The sequence below is a fragment of the Sphingomonas sp. PP-CC-3A-396 genome (assembly GCF_004343105.1).
Taxonomy (GTDB): domain Bacteria; phylum Pseudomonadota; class Alphaproteobacteria; order Sphingomonadales; family Sphingomonadaceae; genus Sphingomonas.
In genome coordinates this window covers 294,403-314,844 of record NZ_SLYF01000003.1, presented here as the reverse complement: position 1 = coordinate 314,844, position 20,442 = coordinate 294,403, and the positions used below count along the sequence as shown (strand labels likewise).

Below are 20,442 nucleotides of genomic sequence, written 5' to 3'. Positions count from 1 at the left end.
CCGCAAAGCATGCTCCGCCAAGACGGACCGGTTTGGCCAAAAAGGGGCGCATCCAGCGCCCCTGTCCGGATCAGTATTTCATGCGCAAGCGGGTGTAATAGAAGCCGCCGTTGAACCCGAACGGTCCGCCGTTCCGCGCATAGACCTGACCGTCGGACGTGCCCCCGGTCAGCGGATAGATCTGCACCGTCGAATTCGCCGCAAGGCGATCGGGATGCTCGTCGGTGAAATTCTGCGCTCCGATCGACAGCGTAAAATGCTCGGCGAAGATGTAGCTCAGTTCGAGATCGGTGGTGAACTTGTCGCCGAACCGTTGGTTGGCGTACCCCTCCGCCGGCGTCGTCGCGGTAGCCGCCTTGGTGACGGTCACCCCGTAATCCTGCGCGCTGGTCCACGAGCTGTAATAGTTTTCACGCACGTTGAAGCTCAGATTGCCCAACGACCAGTTCGCGTTTGCCACCAGGCGATGTTTCGGCGCCAGGTTTTCGGCATCGATCCGTTGGGCAAGCCCGATCACCTGCTGGTCGAACGATTTGAGCTTCGTGTTGTTGTAGTTGTAGGCCAGCGAGAAGTTGAGCATCGCTCCGCTGAACTTGGTACGATAGGTGCCGACGAAGTCGACCCCGCGCGTCTGCGTCTTGAAGCCGTTGGTGAAATACTGCACTTGGCCATCGACGCCGACCGCTTGCAGCGCCGGCTGCGCGGCGACCGCCGCCGCGTCGACGATGAACGGCGAGGTCAGCCCGATCCGGTTGCGCAGATCGATCTGATAGCCGTCGATCGTGATCGTCATGCCGCGGACCGGCTCGAGGATGACGCCGGCGCCATAGTTGGTCGATTTCTCCGGCGTCAGGGCCTCCGCGCCGTAATATTGCGCCGGTGCGCTGTCGACCGGATAGGTGCCCGCCTGGAACGCGTTGCCGTTGTTGAACGACGTCGTGACGATCGAGACGTTCGACTGGCCCGGCGATGGCGCATGGAAGCCGGTGCCGAAGCTGCCGCGGACCGAGAGACCCTCGACGAGCTTGTAGAGCGCGTTGACCTTGCCAACCCAGGCGCTGCCGAACGTGTTGTAATGCTCGTAGCGACCGGCTGCCCCGACCGTCAGCGCATCGGTAAGATCGGTTTCGAGACCGACATAGGCGGCATAGGCCTTCTGGTCGAACTTGCCCGCGGTCGCCTCGCTGGTGCCGGCATAGCCGCTGGCGCCGACGCCTTGCGCCGCGGTCGTGCCCGAATCGACGTACACGCCCGGCGCGGTCTGCGTGTAGAGCTGCTGCGCGACGGCGTAGGGACCGGCGGCATAGGATTGCAGGTCGCCCGCGGTCTGCTCGTAAGTCTCCTTGCGGAATTCGCCGCCCGCCGAAATCGTCAACGGCGCCGCCAATCCGACCTCGGCCGCATAGGTGAAGTCGGCGTTGAAGTTCACTTCCCGCTGGATCAGGTCCCCGAAGTCGAAGCTCGTCTGCGTCGCCGGCCCGTAGGAGAAGTTGGCGGAGTCATACATCGACAGCGACAGTTTGTTGCGCGCCAGCGTCCCCGACAGGTCGTAGCTGAAGTCGCCGCTGGTCCCCTTGTAGCCGAGCACGCCGTAGAGCTCCTGCGTCTTGCCGACGAAGCGCGGCGTGAAGCCGGCGGGGTAGAGCTGGTTGAACTTGAAGGTGTTGCCGTCCCGCACGAAGCCACCCGCCTTGCAGGTCGCGCTGCCAGCGGGGCAGGGGGTCAGGAAGAACGTGTTGTTGAACGCGCCATTGGCCCCCTGATTGCGCACGACGCCATTCGTGTCGACCGCGGTGCTGCTCACCGAAGCGCGATAATTGAAGCTCTGGTTACCCTTGTTCTCGGCGTAGTTGCCAAAGAAATACAGCTTGCTGTCGGGGGTAACGTTGATCGCCGCGTTGAGCACCGACTTGAACCCGTGCGACGGCGAATTGCCCCAGATCTGCACGGGCAGCGGGTAATTGGGCAGCTGCGACGCCAGTTCGGGGAAGTTCTGCGCGAAGTTCGCCGCCGACGGGCGGGTCCGGCCACGGCTGGTCTGGCCCTCGTCGACATATTCGCCGGTCGCGTTGATGAAGCCCCAGTCGCCCTTGATGCCGGCATTGCCCGCAATCTGATAGCTTTCGCCGTCGCCCGCATAATATTGCCCGGTGCGTCCGACCAGTTCGATACCTTGGTCCTCGCGCAGCCCGTAGTTCAGCACGCCGGCGATCGCATCCGAGCCATATTGCGCGGTGGCGCCTTCGCGCAGCACCTGCAGGTTGCCGATCGCGAGCGACGGGATCGCCGAAATGTCGGGGCCCTGCGCACCGCGGCCGAGCCCGGTGTCGCTGCCGCCATAGACCTGCACCAACGCCGAACGATTGTAGCGCTTGCCGTTCAGCATCACGAGCACCTGGTCGCCCGACAGACCGCGCAGCGACGGCGAGCGGACGAAGGTCGACGCGTCCGAGATCGAGTTCTGCCCGGCATAGAACGAAGGCACGATGTTCTTGAGCGCATCGATCATGTTCGCGGCGGGCTGCGTCGTCAGGTCGGCCGAACTGATGATGTCGACCGGCGAGGCCGAATTTGCCAGCGTGCGATCGGTGCGGCGCGTACCCAGCACGAGAATGTCACCAGCGGGTTCGGCTTCGACCGGCGCGACGGCTTGCGGTGCCGTATCCTGCGCGGATGCGGGGACGGCGTCCTGCGGCGGTGCGCGCTCCGAGGCATATGCCTGGGATCCGGATACCAATGCGACCGCCATGGCGACGGTTGAGGTCGTGTACTTCATTATCCTTAGCCCCCTTGAAAAGTGGCTTTCAGGATCCTTCCCTAACGCGTCCTCGCTTTGGACCGCCGATTGCGCTCGGCGTGGTTGCAAGTGTCTTTATACTCGGTGCGACGGGCACGGCGCGGCAGCGCGCGCGGTGCGAGCCCCTCGGCCGAAACGGCAAACTGGGCACGGTCTAGCGCGACGGTCGCGCGGCGATGAACACTGGCGGCGTTGTCGGCATGGGTGGGTGGAACAGGGACGAGAGCCCTGATCGAACCACATGCGGACGGCATCGGGCTGGGAGGACGAACGGCAGACTGCAACGCAAACCTTCCTTCCCGGGCCAAGGCGACAACCGATGGTTCCCGGTCGCGTGGACCGGGAAACATTATTGCAACAATTCGCCATAGCGGGGCCGGTTTGACAATAGAAAATGCGGCAGAAGGCATTCCTTCTGCCGTTTTGTTGCATTTTTATCTCATGCGATGACGCGCGGGAGAGGCGCGGTCGAGCCGCACGAGCGACCTTGAAGACGCAAGTGCGCCGATCCGCGGACCTCCTTCGATCGCCGCCGAACGCGCGCAGAAACGTAGGGCTTTCCGTCCTGGAACGGAAAGCCCTGCGGCGTGACGTGCTACGAGATCATCAGGCCAGCGGCCGGACGACGTGTCCGGATCAGCTGATATGCACGGCCTTGGTGACGAGATGCGCGGCGATGCCCTCGGGACCGTCCTCGGATCCGTGGCCGCTTTCCTTCACCCCGCCAAACGGGCTGTCGGGATAGCTCAGCCGGACATTGTTGATCGCGATCATCCCCGCCTCGATCGCGTCGCCGAGCAGGTTCTGGCGACGGCCATTCTCGGTGAAGCAATAGGCCGCCAGACCGAACGGCAGGCGGTTGGCTTCAGCGATCGCCTCGTCGTCGGACCCAAACCGGCTGAGCAACGCGAGCGGGCCGAACGGCTCCTCGTTCATCGCGCGCGCCGACAGCGGAACGTCGCCCAGCACCGTCGGCTGGAAGAAGAACCCGCCCCCTCCACCATAGTCGCCGCCACCATAGTCGCCGCCCGCCAGCAGCTTGGCACCGTGCCCGGTCGCGTCGCCGACCAGTTCGGCGATCGCATCGGGGCGGCGGGCATTGGCCATCGGACCCATCTGGCTTGCCGCATCCATGCCGTCGCCGATCTTCAGCGTCCGCGTCCGCTCGGCAAAGCCCTTGGCGAACCGGTCGTAGATGCCGTCCTGGACGTGGAACCGCGTCGGCGCGACGCAGACCTGCCCGGCATTGCGAAACTTGTGCGCGACCAGCGTGTCGAGCGTCTTGTCGAGATCGCAATCGTCGAACACCAGCACCGGGCCATGCCCGCCAAGCTCCATCGTCGTCCGCATCATCGTGTCCGCCGCGAGCTTCATCAGCGCCTTGCCGACCGGCACCGATCCGGTGAAGCTCAGCTTCCGCGTAATCGGCGAGGCCAGCAGATGGCGCGACACCATGTCGGGTACGCCGAACACGCACTGCGCGACGTCGCCCGGCAACCCGGCATCCTGGAAGCAGCGCATGACCTCGACCGCGCTACCCGCGGTTTCCTCCGATGGCTTGATGATGATCGTGCACCCGGCCGCGACCGCGGGGGCGATCTTGCGCACGACGTTCATGATCGGAAAATTCCAGGCGCAGAACGCCGCGACCGGCCCGACCGGCTGGTGCAGGACCAGGCTGCGCGACCCCGATGGGCGCGGCAGGACTCGACCATAGATCCGCTGCGCCTCGGCCGCGTGAAAATCGAGCAGCGCTGCGGCGAACGCGACCTCGCCCTTCGCCTCGGCCTGGATCTTGCCCTGCTCCAGCGTCGCGATGCGCGCGATATGATCGCCGCGTTCGCGCAACAGCTGCGCGGTCCGTACCAGGATCGCCGCACGCTTTTCGGGCGGCGTCGCGCGCCACGTGACGAACCCGCGCTGCGTCGCTTCGAGCGCGCGATCGAGGTCCGCGGCATTGGCGAGCGGCAAGGCCGCCTGACCCGAACCGGTCGCTGGATTGAGCACGTCGCGCGTGTCGCGACCGTCGCCGCTCAGCCATTCGCCGGCAATATACAGACCGAGCTTGGTATCATAGGCCGTCGTCATGAATCGTCTCCGTTGTGGCGTGAAGGTAGCTGAACGATGATGTTGCTTCTGGGATATCGCTGTTCTCAGATGTCGTTGTCCCGGTGCGCCGCGATAAGCCCCGCTGCGCGATCAAGAGATCGTGCGTGGCAATCGCCCGACCGGTCGAGCGCGATCTCGCCCGCGGATCTAGAGTCCCAGGTCCGAAAGGCCGGGATGGTCCGCTGGCCGAACCCCCGCGCGATCCCAGTGAAACAGGCGTCCGTCCGGGGCGATCGCGACGTCGTTGATGCTCGCGTGCCGTTCGCGCATGAGCCCGTCCGCGGCGAATGCCCAGTTCTCGTTGCCATAGGACCGGAACCAGTTTCCTGCGTCGTCGTGCCACTCATAGGCAAAGCGCACCGCGATCCGGTCGTCGGTGAACGCCCATAGCTCCTTGATCAGGCGATAGTCCTGCTCGCGGGTCCATTTGTCGGCAAGGAACGCGGTGATCGCGTCGCGACCGGTAATGAACACGTCCCGGTTCCGCCATGCGCTGTCGGCGGTATAGGCGCTGGCGACGCGCGACGGATCGCGGCCATTCCAGCCATCCTCGGCCGCCCGGACCTTCTGGGTCGCGGTTTCGGCGGTGAAGGGAGGTATCGGCAGGCGAAGGCTGGTCATGACGGTTCCAAACGAGTTCGTGTCCGGTGAACGTTATATCCTGCTCGACCACGAGCGACAGCGCCAGCTGGCGACAAAGACAAATTACTGCACTCCTTAAACGTCAAGTGCGAACGATTTGCATTAGCGTTCCGACCCGGCTAGGGCGCAACCGCAATCGGGGGACATCATGCGGTACGGACTTCTCGGGATATTGACGCTGCCGATCATCGGCACGACGGCGCCGGTGGCGGCGCAGGTCGCTACGGTTTCGGCGCCAGGCGATACCGAGGATCAACCCTCGCCGGACATCATCGTCAGTGCGACGCGCAGCATCCTGCCGCCCAACGCATTGCCGCTGACGATCGACGTGATCGACCGTGCTGCGCTCGATCAGCAGGTCGCGATCGGCGGATCGGTGGTCGATGCGGTCTCGAACCTGACGCCCTCCTTCTCGCCGACGCGACAGAAGCTGTCGGGCGCGGGCGAGACGTTGCGCGGGCGCTCGCCGCTCTATGCGATCAACGGCATCCCGCAGTCGACGCCGCTGCGCGATGGATCGCGCGACGGCTTTACGATCGATCCGTTCTTCATCGATCGGGTCGAGCTGATCTACGGCTCGAACGCGCTGCAGGGGATCGGCGGCACCGGCGGGATCGTCAACCAGGTGACCGTGCAACCGCCACGCACCGAAGGGCTGTCGGGCCGCGCGCTGGTGCAGGGGACGACCGACACCGGCTTCAGCGACGACGGCAATGGCGGCAAGGTCGCCGGGCTGCTCGCGTGGAAGTCAGGACGCTTCGACGTGATGGCGGGCGGCGCATACGACAAGCGCGGTGCGTTCTACGACGGTCACGGCAACCGTGTCGGTACCGACTTGACGCAGGGCGAGACGCAGGATTCGCGCAGCTGGTCGGTATTCGCGCGCGCCGGCTATGCACTCACCGATACCGCGCGGATCGACCTGATCGCCAATCGCTTCGAGCTGAAGGGCGGCGGCAATTACATCGCCAGCAACGGTAATTTCCGCACGAACCTGCCGACGACGTCGGTGCGCGGCACCCCGCCGGGCGATCCCGCCGAGAACAGGACTGAAAGCATAGCGCTGTCGCTCACCGACCCCGATCTCTGGGGTGGCAATCTCGTGACCCAGGTCTTCTTCAACCGGTCGCGCGACACGTTTGGCGGCGAGGTCGCGCCGATCGCGACGTTCCAGGACGTTCGGCTCGCGCCCGTCGGCCAGTTGTTCGACCAGTCGCAGAATCGCTCGCGCAAATATGGCGGCAAGTTCAGCTACGAGCGCGCCGTCCCCGGCTTCGAGGCGCTGACCGCAACGCTCGGCTTCGACGCGCTGTACGACCGTACCGAACAACGTCTGATCGCGACCGACCGCGTCTGGGTGCCACCCGCCGACTTCCGCAGCCTGGCACCGTTCGGGCAGGTCAATCTCGCGCTGTTCGACAAGGTCGTCCGGATCGCCGGCGGCGCGCGCTACGAGAACGTCAAGATCGTCATCGACGACTACACCACGCTCGCCTCGTACGGCAGTCATGCGGTCGCAGGCGGTAGTCCGAGCTTCAGCAAGGCGCTGTTCAACGGCGGCGTCATCGTCGAGCCGATCCCCGGCATCCGCGCCTATGGCAGCTATGCGCAAGGGTTTACCGTGCCCGATGTCGGCCGCATCTCGCGCGCGATCAACCGCGACGGGGTAGACCTCGACAGCTATGTCGACATCGCGCCGATCGTATCGAACAACCGCGAACTCGGCGTCGAGGTGAAGCGCGGGCCGATGAACGCGAGCGCGACCTATTTCTGGTCGACCAGCACGCGCGGACAGGTTCTGGTGTTCACGGGCGGCGCGTATGAAGCGCAACGCCAGCGTGTCGAAATCCAGGGCATCGAGGTCAATCTGGAGGCGCGGATGCCGCTACCGGGGCTGACGCTGTCGACCGGATTCGCGCATCTGGTCGGGCGGACGGACTCGAACGACGACGGCGCTGTGGATATCGATCTCGACGGCGCGAACATCTCGCCCGATCGCCTGAACCTTGCGGCCAGCTATGTCCGCGGCAAGGTGTCCGCCCGCGTCCAGCAACAATTCTACCTCGCGCGCAAATATGCCGGGCTGCCCGCCGCCAACGACTTCAGCGGCTACACGGTCACCGATGCATCGATACGCTACGCGTTGCCGATCGGCGCGCTGACGTTGAGCGCGCAGAACATCTTCGACCAGTTCTACATCGATTATTACAGCGACACGGTGCGGCCGACCGACAACGCGCATTTCTTCTCCGGGCGCGGCCGCAATTTCACGCTCGGCTGGGACGTCAGGTTCTAGGATGGCTTTGCTCGATACGCTGCACCGCTGGACCGGCGGGTTTCTCGGACTGGTACTCGCGATCCTCGGGCTGACTGGCGCGATCCTCGTTCACCGCGATGCGTGGATCATGGTGCCCCACGCCGGTGACGCGCAGATCCAGCAGACGCGCCTGCTTGCCGAGACCACCGAGCGGTTGATGGCGAACCCCGCGACCCGGCCGCAGAGCATCACGTTCGCCAACGCCAATCTCGGCGTGGACCGGCTCGATTTCGGCAAGGGCGCAGGCGCCTATACCGATCAAGCCGGCACGATCGTCAGCCAGTGGCAGAGCCAATGGGCGCGGCCCGAATTATGGCTGTTCGACCTCCACCATCATCTCTTTTCAGGGGACACGGGCGAGACGATCATCGGTATCGCAGGTGTGGCGGGGCTGTTCTTCGTGATCACCGGCACGATCCTGTGGTGGCGGACGCGCAAGACGTTTGCGTTCCGGTTGCTGCCGAAGCGGCTCAGTCGTCCGGCGATCGTCCGGCATCACCGCGATCTCGGGATCGTCGCGGCGCCGCTGCTGGTGCTGTCGCTGCTGACCGGCGCGACATTGGTGTTCCGCCCGCTGACCGCAGTGTTCCTCGGGCCCGCTGCACCCGCGACGATCGACGCGGCGCTGAAGCCGCCGACCGGCGCCAAGGTCGCGCTCGCCGACCATCTCGACTGGCGGGGCATGATCATCGCCGCGCGAACGCGCTTTCCCGACGCCGAACTGCGCAGCCTGTCGCTTCCGCGCAACGGCAGCGGCGTCGTCACGCTACGTATGAAGCGACCGGCGGAATGGCTCCCGAACGGCCGCACGACATTGTGGTTCGCCGCCGATGACGGCCATCTGCTGGCGGCACGCGACGCCGCGTCGCTCTCGCGCGTGGTCGCGGCCTACAACATCCTGTACCCGCTCCACGCGGCCAAGGTCGGCGGTCTCGGCTACCGCCTCGTGATGACGCTGTCGGGGCTCGTGCTCGGCCTGCTCGGAACGCTCAGCGTCTGGAGCTTCTGGTTCAAGCGGCCGCGCCGGTCGTCGACGCCGCCGCGCCGCTGAGGGCGGCCCGGTACAAGGCTTCGCAGCGGTCCAGCCAGCGGTCGCGCGTGAACGCGGCCTCGACCCGCTCGCGTTGCGGCGCGCGGGGTGCGTCGAGCGCAGCGACGATCGCGCGGGCCAGCGCCGCGACATCGCCCGCGGGCGCGAACGCTCCGGTTTCACCGATGATCTCGCGGACCGCACCGGAATCGAACGCCGCGACCGGCAGGCCGCACGCCATCGCCTCGACCGCAACCAGCCCGAACGGCTCGTCCCAGCACGGCGTGAAGACGAAGACGGAAGCGCGTCCCAGCTCGATCGCCAGCGCCGCGCCGCCGAGATGGCCGCCGTAGCGCGCGTCGCCGTCGAGCAACGGCACCACCGCAGCGTCCCAATAGTCGCGATTCTCGATCGGTCCGAACAGCGTTAGCGGGACTCCCGCGATGCGCGCCGCCTGGACCGCGAGGTGCGGTGCCTTGTCGGGCGTCATCCTGCCGCACCAGACCGCGCTGCCGTCGCCCTGCGCGACGAACGGCCATGCGTCGGGATCGATGCCATTGTGCAGCACCGAGGCTTCGCGCGGGGGGCCCTCCGGCCACCAGGCGGCGAGCTGGCGGGCCGAGGTCGCGGTCAGCCGGTGCGTCGGTCCCACGCTCGCCTGCACGAACCAGCGCAGCGCATCGTAAGGCGGCACGTGCAGCGACGTGACCGTCGGCACCATAGCGGTCCGCGCCGGCTCGAGCGGAAACCGGTGCAGGCTGTTGTTGTGCACCACGTCGAAGCCACCCGCGGCGATCCGGTCGCAGGCGGCCGCATACCCCTTATCGAGATGCGCGATCAGCGCTGCGACGCCGCGATGCTCGGCGCCGGGGAAGCTCCGCTCGTAAGCCTCCGGGTTCACCGCATCGAGCGCAAACCGCGGGTCGCTGTCACCCGATGCGAACAGCACGACGTCATGGCCGCGCGCCTGCAGTCCTGCCGCCAGCTGCCAGCACTGCGATTCCATCCCGCCGGCAAAGGGTTGGGCGATCGGCTGGCGAACATGGCACAGGACGGCGATCCTCATTCGGCCGCCTCGGCGCTCTCGCTCGCCGCCAGCCGGTCTTCCAGCAGGCGGATCACGACCGCGGTATTGGCATAGGGCTGGTGGCTCTGCTGTCCGGTCAGCGCGAGATCGGCGGCATCGGGGCGTCGCAGGATCCGGATCGGCCGGCCCGGGGTGGGATCGATCAGCCCCATCAGCCGGAACGCCTGGAGCCAATGCCCCATCGTCCGATACCCCCATTTGGTCTCGAACAGCTCGGCGTTGCGCACCACGCTGTCGAGATGATGCACCGGCGGCATGTGGTGCGGATGATATTGGTGATACGCCAGACCGCCCTTGATCCAGGCGATCGGGATGCCCGCCTCGTCGAGTGCCTTGCCGAAATCGGTATCCTCGCCGCCATAGCCGACATAGCGTTCGTCGAAGCCGCCAAGGCCGAGGAACGTCGCCCGCCGCATCGCGAAATTGAGCGACCAGAAACAGCGATAATCGGTGCAGATCTCGATTCCCTGCGGCGGCGGGCCGCGACGATCCGAATGCTTAACCGCAATCTCCGCGAACCGCTCATACGACCAGTCGCCCGCGGTCGCGCCACCCGGCAGGTACAGGACCTCACCCATCAACAGACCGTCGAAGCTATCGAGGAACCCGGCATAATCCGCCAGCAGACTCGGCGTCGGAATGCAGTCCATGTCGAGAAAGACGATCGCCTCGCCGGTCGCTGCCCGCGCCGCGACGTTGCGGGCCGAGGCAAGCGGCAACGCATCGGCGACGATCCGCATCTGGCGGATCGGGAACGGCGCCTCGGGCAAGTCGTACAGATCCTCCTGCATCACCGCGACGATCAGCTCGACCGGCATCAGCGTTTGTCGCATGAGTCCGCGGACCACGTTGACGAGATGATCGGGACGCCCCTTGCCCAGGGTGACGACGGAAACTTCGGTCATGATGATAGCTCTGCGTGAAGGGGAAGGGTGCAAAAGGGCAGGCGGGGCAGGCGGTCCGCTCGGTCAGCGCCGCGCGGTCCAGGGATTGGGGGCGATCATCGCGGGCACGGCGGCAATCCGGTCGTCGCACTCGGCATAAGGCCCGTCTTTCCACGGCAAAGCAGTGTGATCCGCACAGGATTGTCGGATTGCGTCGAGAGCCCGGATTGCTTCGAGAAACCGGAGTGCGTCGAGAACGACGTGAAGGCGGACATGGTTGCCGAGCCAGAACGACCGACGAACAAAATTACCACCCCGGTTTGGGCGGCCGCATATGCCCTGGATCTTCACACAGCCGACCGGGAGCGCCGCACGTCGCGGCGCTAGAGTCCCGCCTTTTCGAGCGCGGCGGCGATCTCCGGATCGATCGCGACACCCGTTTTCGGCGTCATGCGATTGAGTACCGTGTGGATCCGGCTCTGCGCGACCTGCAACGTCTTGTATCGGACTTCACGGATCGCATTGGTGCGCCACGACGAGCTTTCCCCCAGCAGCGCCGCCCATTTCGCCTCCTCGCCCGCGAGGATCGACAGCGCCAGCCGCAACCCGTCGCGTCGGCCATGGGCATAATCGTCCGATGCCGTCTGGTGTGGCGAAGACGTCTTCATGCGGTTGCAGTCCTTCGGCGGATGATCGGATCGTGGATTTCGGTACGTGGAGAACGGTCGAGCAGATTGGCAAGCGTTACCGGGCGAAAGCCGCGCGGGTCGACGCCGACATCGAACTGGCGCAGCACCGGTTTGAGCTTGCCGTGGCTATGCCCGTGCAGATTGATCGACCGGCGATGCTGCCCGTTCCAGCGGCTGAACGGGTAATGGCACAGCACCAGAGCCGTCCCGTCGAGCGTCAGTTCGGCGTAATCCTGCACGCTGGCCCACCCTCCGGCCGCGCCAGTTGCGGGCGGATCGTTGTTCCCCTGGATCAGATGCTTGGTCCCGTGCAATTGTGCCAGCAGGTCGGATACGTCCGACGGGCGGCGCGCGACATCGCCGAGATGCCACACCGTGTCCGCGGGACCAACGACCGCGTTCCAGCCGGTGACGATCGCGGCGTCCATTTCGGCGACGCTGGCAAACGGACGACGGTGAATATTGAGCGTCCGATGATCGCCGAAATGCGTATCCGCCGTGAAATACACAGTCATCCGACGCTCACAGCATCTCGAGTGGGCGACGCGTCCGTGGCGCTACGAACGCGGTATCCAGCGCGGCCAGATCGTCCGGCGACAGCAGCAGGTCCGCCGCACCACGATTGTCCTGCACATGCGCCACCGTGCCGGCCTTCGGAATGGCGATGACGCCGTCACGGTTCAGCACCCAGGCGAGCGCGACCTGCGCCGGGCTCGCGCCGATCGTCCGCGCGATCCGCGCCAATGTCGGATCTGCGATCAACCGACCCTGTTCGACCGGGCTATAGGCCATTACCGGGATGCGGTGCTCGGCCAGCCACGGCATCAGGTCGAGTTCGGGCCCGCGCCGCGAGAGATTGTAGAGGATCTGGTCGGTCGCACAGCGATCGCCGCCACCCTTGATCAGGTCGGCCATGTCGTCGGTATCGAGATTGCTCACGCCCCAATGGCGGATCTTGCCGCCCGCCTTGAGCGCTTCCATCGCCTCGACCGTTTCGGCGAGCGGCACCGATCCTCGCCAGTGCAGCAGGTACAGGTCGAGCCGGTCGGTCCCCAGCCGCTTGAGGCTCGCTTCGCACGCCGCCGCCAGCCGCGTGCGAGATGCGTTCTGCGGATACGCCTTGCTGACGAGGAACAGGTCGTCGCGCACGCTGCCCAGCGCTTCGCCGATCAGCGTCTCGGCCGCGCCATCGCCATACATTTCCGCGGTGTCGATCAACGTCATGCCAAGCTCGACGCCGTGGCGCAGCGCGGCGATCTCGTCGGCACGGTGCGCGGCGCGCTCACCCATCATCCAGCTACCCTGGCCAAGCGCCGGTATCGTTTCTCCGCCTGGAAGCGTCACGCTCTTCATGGTCTGTCTCTCGCGGTATCGGTTCCAGAGGATAACGCGGAAGGGGCCGTTCGGGCGCATCGCTCCACCCGGTCTCCGCACTGTCGACCCGCTCCGTCATAGGGCGGACGCAGATCAACGGGGCAGATCAGCGGGGCAGATCAGTGGGGCAGGGCGGCAGTCGAGGACGAAAACGGCCGGGCCTTCGCACCCTTGCCCCACGCCTTGTCCGGCTGTGCGCCCATCACGAACCGCAATTCGCCACCCTGGCGAATCTCGTCGTCGCGCAGATAGCTGCGGGTGAGGGGCGTGCCGTTGAGCGTCACCGAGCGGATATACGGGTTCGCGTCCGACAGATTGTCCGTCCGGATCGCGAACTGCTTGCCGCCGGGGAGCGCGAGCGTCGCCTGCGACAGGAACGGGCGGCCGATGACATATTCGTTCGACCCCGGCGCGACCGGATAAAAGCCGAGCGCCGTGAACACCAGCCATGCGGACATCTGGCCGAGATCGTCGTTGCCGCTGAGGCCATCGGGCTTGGCGCCATATTGGCTCGCCACGATCTGCCCGAGCCGCGCCTGCGTCCGCCACGGTGCGCCCGCATAATTATAGAGATAGGCGACGTGGTGGCTCGGTTCGTTGCCGTGGATATACTGCCCGATCAGCCCGGCGATATCCTCCGCATGGCTGTAATCGACCTTCGAATTGTCGAACTCGAACATTGCATCGAGCTTCTTCACGGTCTTCGCATCGCCGCCGAGCAGCCGGAACAAGCCCGCCTGATCCTGTGGCACGAACCAGCTATATTGCCACGCATTGCCCTCGGTATAATCCGAGCCGTAGTTGATCGCGGTCGGATCGAAAGGTGTGCGGAACGCGCCGTTCGCGAGCCTTGCGCGCAGCCAGCCGGTCTTCGCGTCGAAGCTGTTGCGCCAGTTGCCCGCGCGCTTCTCGAACCGCTCGGCGATGTCGGTCTTGCCCATCCGCCGCGCCATCCGCGCGATCGTCCAGTTGTCATAGGCATATTCAACCGTCTTGGATGCGGCCTCCGGCTCCTTGTCGATCGGGACGTAGCCACGCCGGATATACTCGCCGAGCCCGCCATAGGAGGCATGGTCGGCGCTCGCGACCATCGCCTGCAACGCGGCGTCCGCATCGAAGCCGCGAATGCCCTTCATATACGCGTCGGCGATGACGGGGACGGCGTGATAACCGATCATCGTCCACGTCTCGCGCCCGGCGAACTGCCAGACCGGAAGGATCCCGTCGGGGCTATGCTGCTGGCTGGCGATCAGCGAGCGGACGATATCGGTGTTGGTCTTCTCCGGCTGGATCAGCGTCAGCAGCGGATGTTCGGCGCGGAACGTGTCCCATAGCGAGAAGGTCGAGCGGACCGTGAAGCCGTCGGCCTGATGCACCTGATCGTCGGGCCCGCGATACCGCCCGTCGCTGTCGCTCCAGACGCTCGGCGCGAGCAGGCTGTGGTAGAGCGCGGTCGCGAAGATGCGGCGCATCAGTGCCGCAGCCTCGAACTTGACCGCGCCCAGCGCCGTATCCCACTCGCCCTGCGTCCTGGCGCGAACCGCGTCGAAGCCGCCGGGCTCGCTGTCCAGATTGGCGAGCGCGCCGGCTTCGTCGACCCCCGATATCCCGACCCTCACTTCCAGTGGCGCATCGAGCGGGCCGAAATCGAGCCGCGCCTCCAGCGCCCGACCCAGCTTCTCTGCGAGCGCATCGCTGCCGCGGCCCGGACCCTGGAATCCCTTGTACGCGATGTCCTTGTCGCGATCGACCAGCGCATGACCCACCAGCGGCGCGGAAAACCGCATCGCAAAGTAGAGTTTGCGCCCGGGCGCCCAGCCGCGCGTCTCGCGGAAGCCGGTGAGCACGCCGTCGTCGCGCAGGTGCAGCCCCGACCACAGGATTTTGCCGGGGTAATTATAAAGCGACGATCGAAGGTCGACGACAAGGTGCGCGGCCTTGCCCTTGGGAAAGCTATAGCGATGCACGCCGATCCGCGTGCCCGCCGTCATTTCCGCACGCACGCCAGGACCATCCAGCGTGACCGCGTAATAGCCCGGCTTGGCGACCTCGGTGGCGTGCGAAAAGCGCGAGCGATAGCCGGGCGCGGCGGGCGTGCCGGGGTCCATCGGCACGGTGTCGCCCGACACCGGCATGACGAGGATATCGCCGAGATCGGAATGCCCTGCGCCCGAGAAATGCGTGTGGCTGAACCCCTCGATCGTCGGATCGTCATAGCGATAGCCGGCGGCGTGGCCGTAACAGGTGCGGATCACGCAGGACGTATCGGTGTCCGGGGACAACTGGACCATGCCGAACGGTGCGACCGCCCCTGGGAACGTGTGCCCTTCGCCGCCGGTGCCGATGAACGGATCGACCGCATCGCTCGGCGTGGCCGCGTCCTGGGCATTGGCGCTGGTGGAGAGAAACAAACCCAGCAAGGCGCCCGCAAGGCGTGATCGCTTGAAGACCGACATCGAGATCGCCCGTATGGAGGAAGAGATTGCCGCGGAATATTGCAGGCGATCGTCGATCTGAGAAGCGCCGCCCGATTTAATCGGTCAGCGAGCCGAAGCTGGCTGTGCAGTACTGCCGCGAACGATGAGTTCGTGATCCAGCGTGACCTGTCGCGACGGGCTGTCTACGCCGCGCAGGATATCGACGAGCAACTCGACGGTGCGGCGGCCGATCATCGCCTTGGGCTGCGCGATCGTCGTCAATGGCGGCTGAAAATAGCGCGCGAGCGGGAGGTCGTCGAAACCGATCACCGAGACGTCTTTCGGGCACGATAGTCCCGCGTCGCCGATCGCGCTGAGCGCGCCCATCGCCATCTCGTCGCTGAAGCAGAAGATCGCGGTCACGTCCTGGGCGAGCAGGTCGCGGGTCTGGTCGACGGCCGGGCCGGCCGAATAGTCGCCGACGCGGATGTGCAGGCTGTCGCGAAGGCCCGCGCGGGTCGCGGCGTCGATCGCGCCGGCGAGACGATCGCGGCTGATCGGGCTGATCTCCGGGCCGGTGACGACGCCGATCCTGCGGTGGCCGAGGCCGACGAGATGCTCGATCGCGTCGGCACTGGCGGCGGCATTGTCGATATGGACGCTCGGGACACCCAGATCGGAGCTGTATTCACAGCCATTGACGATCGGAGCGGCGGCACCCTTGCGCGCCATCAGCGGGGCGAGGCTGGCGGGCAAGCGGTGGCCAAGGAAGATCAGCCCGTCGACCTCGCGGCGGGAGAGCATGTCGGCATATTGGTCTTCAACGTCCGGATCGTGGCGGGTGTCGCCGACCACGACCGAGTAACCTGCGTCCCTTGCCGCCTCCTCGGCGCCGCGGATGACGCTGGCGAAGAACGCGTTGGAGATATCGGGGACGGTCAGCAGGATCTTCGCCGCGCGCAACGTCCGCAGGCTCCGCGCGGCGACGTTGGGCGCGTAACCGGACTCGCGAACGACCGCCAGCACCCGCCGTCGCGTCTCCTCGGACACCTGTTCGGGGCGGCTGAGAACGCGCGAAACCGTGGCGGTCGAGACGCCTGCGAGAGCGGCCACTTCGATGATCGTCGGCATAGGGTCGTCATGGATCCGGTCGTCGGCACTGTCGATATATATCCGATGTAATCCTTTACATTCGTATCGCGGCTCCGTAGCTTCCGGGTCGACAAGCAGGAAAACTGCGATCGGAGAGGTAGCGAATGGCGCGTGCAGACACTGGACCTCAAGCCACGCCAGCCGGTCTGCTAACCGGCCGCCTGAGCGCCATGATGTTCATGCAGTTCTTCGTATGGGGCGCCTGGACCGTAACCCTCGGCCTCGTCATGCAGACCGTCGGGATCGGCAACCTCATCGGCAACGCCTTCTCGGTCGGGCCGATCGCGTCTATCGTCGGCTCGTTCCTGCTCGGCATGGCGGCGGCGCGCTATGTCAGCCCGCGGATGCTGATGGTGATCCTGCACTTGATCGGCGGCGTATTGTTGTTCGTGCTGCCGTCGCTGGTGACGCCGGAGGGTGGGCAGACCTTCGTCTGGCTGCTGCTCTGCTACATGATTCTCTACATGCCGACGGTCGGCCTCGCCAACACGATCGCGCTAAAAAGCTTCGGCGAGCGGACCGACAAATTTCCGTTCGTCCGTGCGTTCGGTACGCTCGGCTGGATCACCGCGGGGCTGATCATCGGCTGGGCCGGCCTGTCCGCTAGCCCGGAGATTTTCCGCGTCGCGGCGGTCGTCTCGATCGCGCTGGGCTTCTACAGCTTCACGCTGCCGAACGTCACGGCGGATGCGCCGCGCGACGAGAGCGTCCTGCGCCAGGTGTTCTGCGTCGAGGCGTTCGGGTTGCTCAAGCAGCGCTCGTTCCTGATCTTCATGACCTGCGCGACGCTGATCTCGATCCCGCTCGCGATGTATTACGCCTATGCCTCGCCCTATGTCGGCGCGACCGGCATCAGCAACGTCGGCGGCACGCTCGCGATCGGGCAGATGTCCGAGCTCGTCTTCATGTTCTCGATGCCGTGGCTGTACCGCCGGTTCGGGGTAAAGCCGCTGCTGCTGGTCGGCATGGCCGCATGGGCGTTGCGCTACGCCTTGTTCGCGATCGGCGATGGCGGTTCGTCGATCTGGGCGGTGTATCTTGGCGTCGCGCTGCACGGCGTGTGCTATGATTTCTTCTTCGTCGCCGGCGCGATCTACACCGGCACGATCGCCACACCGAAGGGCGTCAATGCACAGGCCCAGGGCATGCTGACGCTGTTCACCTACGGCGTCGGCATGCTGCTCGGGTCGCAGATCGGCGCGCTTCTGTATGCGCAGCTGCCCGCATCGCCGACCATCGCCGACTGGCAGCATATGTGGTGGTATCCCGCGATCGCCGCGGCCGTGATCGCGCTGCTGTTCCAGTTCACCTTCCGCGACGACACCAGAAAGAGTGCAGCATGACCGGCATGAAGGGCCCCGGGATATTCCTCGCCCAGTTCCTCGGCGACGCAGCCCCGTTCAACACGCTCGACGGGCTGGCGGAATGGGCGGCTGGCCTCGGGTACGTCGGCGTCCAAATCCCCTGCAACGCGCAACTGATCGACCTGAAGCTCGCCGCCGAGAGTAAGGCGTACTGCGACGATCTTCGCGGAAGGCTGGCTAACCACGGCATCGAAGTCACCGAATTGTCGACGCATCTGCAAGGCCAGCTGGTCGCGGTGCACCCGGCGTACGACACGCTGTTCGACGGCTTCGCGCCGCCCGAGGTCCACGGCAAGCCCGCCGAGCGCCAGCTTTGGGCGGTCGAGCAGGTCAAGCTCGCCGCGCGCGCCAGCGCCAATCTGGGCCTGTCCGCGCACGCCACCTTCTCGGGAGCGCTGGCGTGGCCGTACGTCTATCCTTGGCCGCAGCGTCCCGCCGGACTGATCGAGGAAGCGTTCGCCGAACTCGCCCGCCGCTGGACCCCGATCCTCGACGTGTTCGAGGAGGCCGGCGTCGATTGCGCGTTCGAGGTCCATCCGGGCGAGGATGTCCACGACGGCGCGACCTGGGAGCGGTTCCTGGCGGCCGTCGACAACCACCCCCGTGCGCGCCTCCTGTTCGATCCGTCGCACTTCGTGTTGCAGCAGCTCGACTATCTCGACTTCATCGACCGCTATCACGACTGGATCTCGTGCTTCCACGTCAAGGATGCGGAGTTCAACCCGAACGGGCGGACCGGCGTCTATGGCGGCTACGAGAACTGGGTCGACCGTGCCGGCCGTTTCCGCTCGCTCGGCGACGGGCAGGTCGATTTTTCGTCGATTTTCAGCAAGATGGCGCAATATGGCTATGACGGCTGGGCAGTACTCGAATGGGAGTGCGCGCTGAAGCGGTCTGACGACGGCGCCCGCGAAGGCGCGCCGTTCATCCGCGACCACATCATCCGCCTGACCGAGCGCCCGTTCGACGACTTCGCCGCCAGCGGCATCGATCGCACCGCGATCCGCAAGCTGCTCGGACTGTCCGAGGGGCAGGCATGAGCCGGCTTCGCCTCGGCATGGCCGGCGGCGGGGAGGGGGCCTTTATCGGCGCCGTCCACCGGATGGCGGCGGCGCTCGACGGCGACTGGGACCTCGTCGCCGGGGCGTTCAGCACCGATGGCGGGCGCAACACGCGCACCGGCGCGCTGCTCGGTCTGGATCCGCAGCGGGTCTATCCATCGATCGACGCGTTGATCGCGCACGAGCGCGCATTACCCGCGGACCAGCGCATCGACGCGCTCGCGGTCGTGACCCCGAACAACCTGCACGCGCCGATGGCGATCGCCGCGCTGAACGCCGGCTTCCACGTCTTCTGCGAAAAGCCGATGGCGATGAACGTGGTCGAGGCCGAGGCGATCGCCGCCGCCGCCAAGGCCAGCGGCCGCCACTTCGCACTGGCGTTCACCTATAGCGGCTACCCGATGATCGAAGAGGCGCGCGCGCGGGTCGAACGCGGCGATCTCGGCGCGATCCGTCTGGTCCAGGTCGAATATCTGCAAGGCTGGCTCAGCCAATCGATCGACACCGACGGCAACAAGCAGGCCGAATGGCGCACCGATCCCGCCCGCGCGGGACTCGGCGGCTGTCTCGGCGACATCGGCACGCATGCGTTCCAGCTCGCCGAGCATGTCTCCGGCCTGTCGGTGCAATCGGTCTCGGCGGACCTCACGACGCATGTCGAGGGTCGCCGGCTCGACGACGACGTCAGCGCGCTGCTCCGGTTCGAGGGCGGCGCCCGCGGCACGCTCAAGGCGAGCCAGGTCGCAGCGGGCGAGGAGAACGGGCTTCGACTGCGCATCCACGGCGAACGCGGCGGCCTCGACTGGTCGCAGATGGAACCCAACACGCTGACGCTGCGCTGGCTCGACCGCCCCGCGGAGAGCGTGCGGACCGGCGGTCCGGGTATGCTCGACGCCACCGCGACGCTGGTGCGTACACCCGCGGGTCATCCCGAGGGCTATATCGAGGCGTTCGCCAACCTCTACCGCGCGTTCGCCTCGGCGATCCGCGGTGATGGCGGCGGCAGTCGAGAAGACGGCCGCTGGTTTCCGGGCGTGACCGATGGCCTGCGCACGATGCGCTTCATCGAGGCGGTGATCGCCAACGCCGGCGCAGATCGGAAATGGACTTCAGTAAATCCGGGAGAGAATGAATGAAGCTGCTCATGGCTCTGGTCGCAGGAAGTATCGCGGCGGTTGCGGCCGTCACGGTCTCGGCGCCGACCACCGCACAGTCGACCGCCGCCGCGCCGCCTGCCTTCGCCGCCTGCCGCGCCTGCCACACCGTCGTGAAGGGCGGCAGGAACGGCATCGGCCCGAACCTGTACGGCGTGGTCGGCCGTGCCGCCGCCGCGACGCCCGGCTTCAACTACTCCCCCGCGATGAAGGCATCGAAGCTGCGCTGGGACGAGAAGACGCTCAACGACTATCTCGCCGCACCGCAGAAGAAGGTGCCGGGCACGCGCATGCCGATCGCGACGCCCGATCCGGCCAAGCGTGCCGCGATCATCGCGTATCTCAGGGCCGAGGGCTCGAAATGA

The 20,442-nt window shown here is 66.1% G+C and carries 16 protein-coding genes; 6 read left to right on the top strand and 10 right to left on the bottom strand.

Annotated features, from left to right (window positions below):
* Positions 1-70 precede the first annotated feature (70 nt).
* From C8J40_RS07585 to C8J40_RS07575, 3 genes are all read right to left on the bottom strand, one after another.
* The gene (locus tag C8J40_RS07585; protein WP_243693259.1) at positions 71-2,776 is read right to left on the bottom strand and encodes a TonB-dependent receptor; all 2,706 of its coding nucleotides are present in this window, start codon (positions 2,774-2,776) and stop codon (positions 71-73) included.
* A 657-nt stretch (positions 2,777-3,433) separates the two neighbouring features.
* Positions 3,434-4,885 carry an NAD-dependent succinate-semialdehyde dehydrogenase gene (locus C8J40_RS07580; RefSeq protein ID WP_132896479.1) on the bottom strand — a complete coding sequence of 484 codons (1,452 nt, stop codon included), beginning with the start codon at positions 4,883-4,885 and terminating at the stop codon, positions 3,434-3,436.
* A gap of 168 nt (positions 4,886-5,053) precedes the next feature.
* Positions 5,054-5,527, bottom strand: coding sequence for a nuclear transport factor 2 family protein (locus tag C8J40_RS07575; protein WP_132896478.1), 474 nt, complete (start codon positions 5,525-5,527; stop codon positions 5,054-5,056).
* 169 nt (positions 5,528-5,696) lie between these two features.
* Here C8J40_RS07575 and C8J40_RS07570 point away from each other — a divergent pair, with 169 nt between their 5' ends.
* Both C8J40_RS07570 and C8J40_RS07565 read left to right on the top strand, forming a co-directional pair.
* Positions 5,697-7,844: a TonB-dependent receptor gene (locus C8J40_RS07570; protein ID WP_132896477.1), complete on the top strand. Its 2,148-nt coding sequence runs from the start codon at positions 5,697-5,699 to the stop codon at positions 7,842-7,844.
* A gap of 1 nt (position 7,845) precedes the next feature.
* Positions 7,846-8,916 carry a PepSY-associated TM helix domain-containing protein gene (locus C8J40_RS07565; protein ID WP_132896476.1) on the top strand — a complete coding sequence of 357 codons (1,071 nt, stop codon included), beginning with the start codon at positions 7,846-7,848 and terminating at the stop codon, positions 8,914-8,916.
* Here the strand turns inward: C8J40_RS07565 and C8J40_RS07560 are convergent.
* The 7 genes from C8J40_RS07560 to C8J40_RS07530 form a co-directional block, all read right to left on the bottom strand.
* Complete coding sequence (locus C8J40_RS07560) at positions 8,876-9,961, bottom strand: glycosyltransferase (RefSeq protein WP_132896475.1); 1,086 nt, start codon at positions 9,959-9,961, stop codon at positions 8,876-8,878. The genes C8J40_RS07565 and C8J40_RS07560 overlap by 41 nt on opposite strands.
* A complete protein-coding gene (locus C8J40_RS07555; RefSeq protein WP_132896474.1) occupies positions 9,958-10,887 on the bottom strand; it encodes a galactosyltransferase-related protein in 930 nt (309 codons plus the stop codon). The genes C8J40_RS07560 and C8J40_RS07555 overlap by 4 nt, the downstream gene beginning before the upstream one ends.
* A 362-nt stretch (positions 10,888-11,249) precedes the next feature.
* Positions 11,250-11,534: a hypothetical protein gene (locus C8J40_RS07550; protein ID WP_132734328.1), complete on the bottom strand. Its 285-nt coding sequence runs from the start codon at positions 11,532-11,534 to the stop codon at positions 11,250-11,252.
* Positions 11,531-12,070, bottom strand: coding sequence for a metallophosphoesterase family protein (locus C8J40_RS07545; RefSeq protein ID WP_132896473.1), 540 nt, complete (start codon positions 12,068-12,070; stop codon positions 11,531-11,533). The genes C8J40_RS07550 and C8J40_RS07545 overlap by 4 nt, the downstream gene beginning before the upstream one ends.
* Positions 12,071-12,077: 7 nt before the next feature.
* Positions 12,078-12,908, bottom strand: coding sequence for an aldo/keto reductase (locus tag C8J40_RS07540; protein ID WP_132896472.1), 831 nt, complete (start codon positions 12,906-12,908; stop codon positions 12,078-12,080).
* 140 nt (positions 12,909-13,048) lie between these two features.
* Entirely contained in the window at positions 13,049-15,385 is a 2,337-nt protein-coding gene (locus tag C8J40_RS07535; RefSeq protein ID WP_132896471.1) for a GH92 family glycosyl hydrolase, read from the bottom strand.
* Between the two features lie 84 nt (positions 15,386-15,469).
* The gene (locus C8J40_RS07530; RefSeq protein WP_132896470.1) at positions 15,470-16,477 is read right to left on the bottom strand and encodes a LacI family DNA-binding transcriptional regulator; all 1,008 of its coding nucleotides are present in this window, start codon (positions 16,475-16,477) and stop codon (positions 15,470-15,472) included.
* Between the two features lie 125 nt (positions 16,478-16,602).
* On the opposite strand from C8J40_RS07530, the gene C8J40_RS07525 reads away from it, so the two are divergent.
* The 4 genes from C8J40_RS07525 to C8J40_RS07510 are packed head-to-tail and all read left to right on the top strand — an operon-like array spanning position 16,603 to position 20,442.
* A complete protein-coding gene (locus C8J40_RS07525) occupies positions 16,603-17,841 on the top strand; it encodes an MFS transporter (protein WP_132896469.1) in 1,239 nt (412 codons plus the stop codon).
* Positions 17,838-18,902, top strand: coding sequence for a sugar phosphate isomerase/epimerase (locus C8J40_RS07520; RefSeq protein WP_132896468.1), 1,065 nt, complete (start codon positions 17,838-17,840; stop codon positions 18,900-18,902). Before C8J40_RS07525 ends, C8J40_RS07520 begins: the two co-directional genes overlap by 4 nt.
* A complete protein-coding gene (locus C8J40_RS07515) occupies positions 18,899-20,059 on the top strand; it encodes a Gfo/Idh/MocA family oxidoreductase (protein ID WP_132896467.1) in 1,161 nt (386 codons plus the stop codon). The genes C8J40_RS07520 and C8J40_RS07515 overlap by 4 nt, the downstream gene beginning before the upstream one ends.
* On the top strand, positions 20,056-20,442 hold the full coding sequence (locus C8J40_RS07510; RefSeq protein WP_132734314.1) for a c-type cytochrome: 387 nt from the start codon (positions 20,056-20,058) through the stop codon (positions 20,440-20,442). Before C8J40_RS07515 ends, C8J40_RS07510 begins: the two co-directional genes overlap by 4 nt.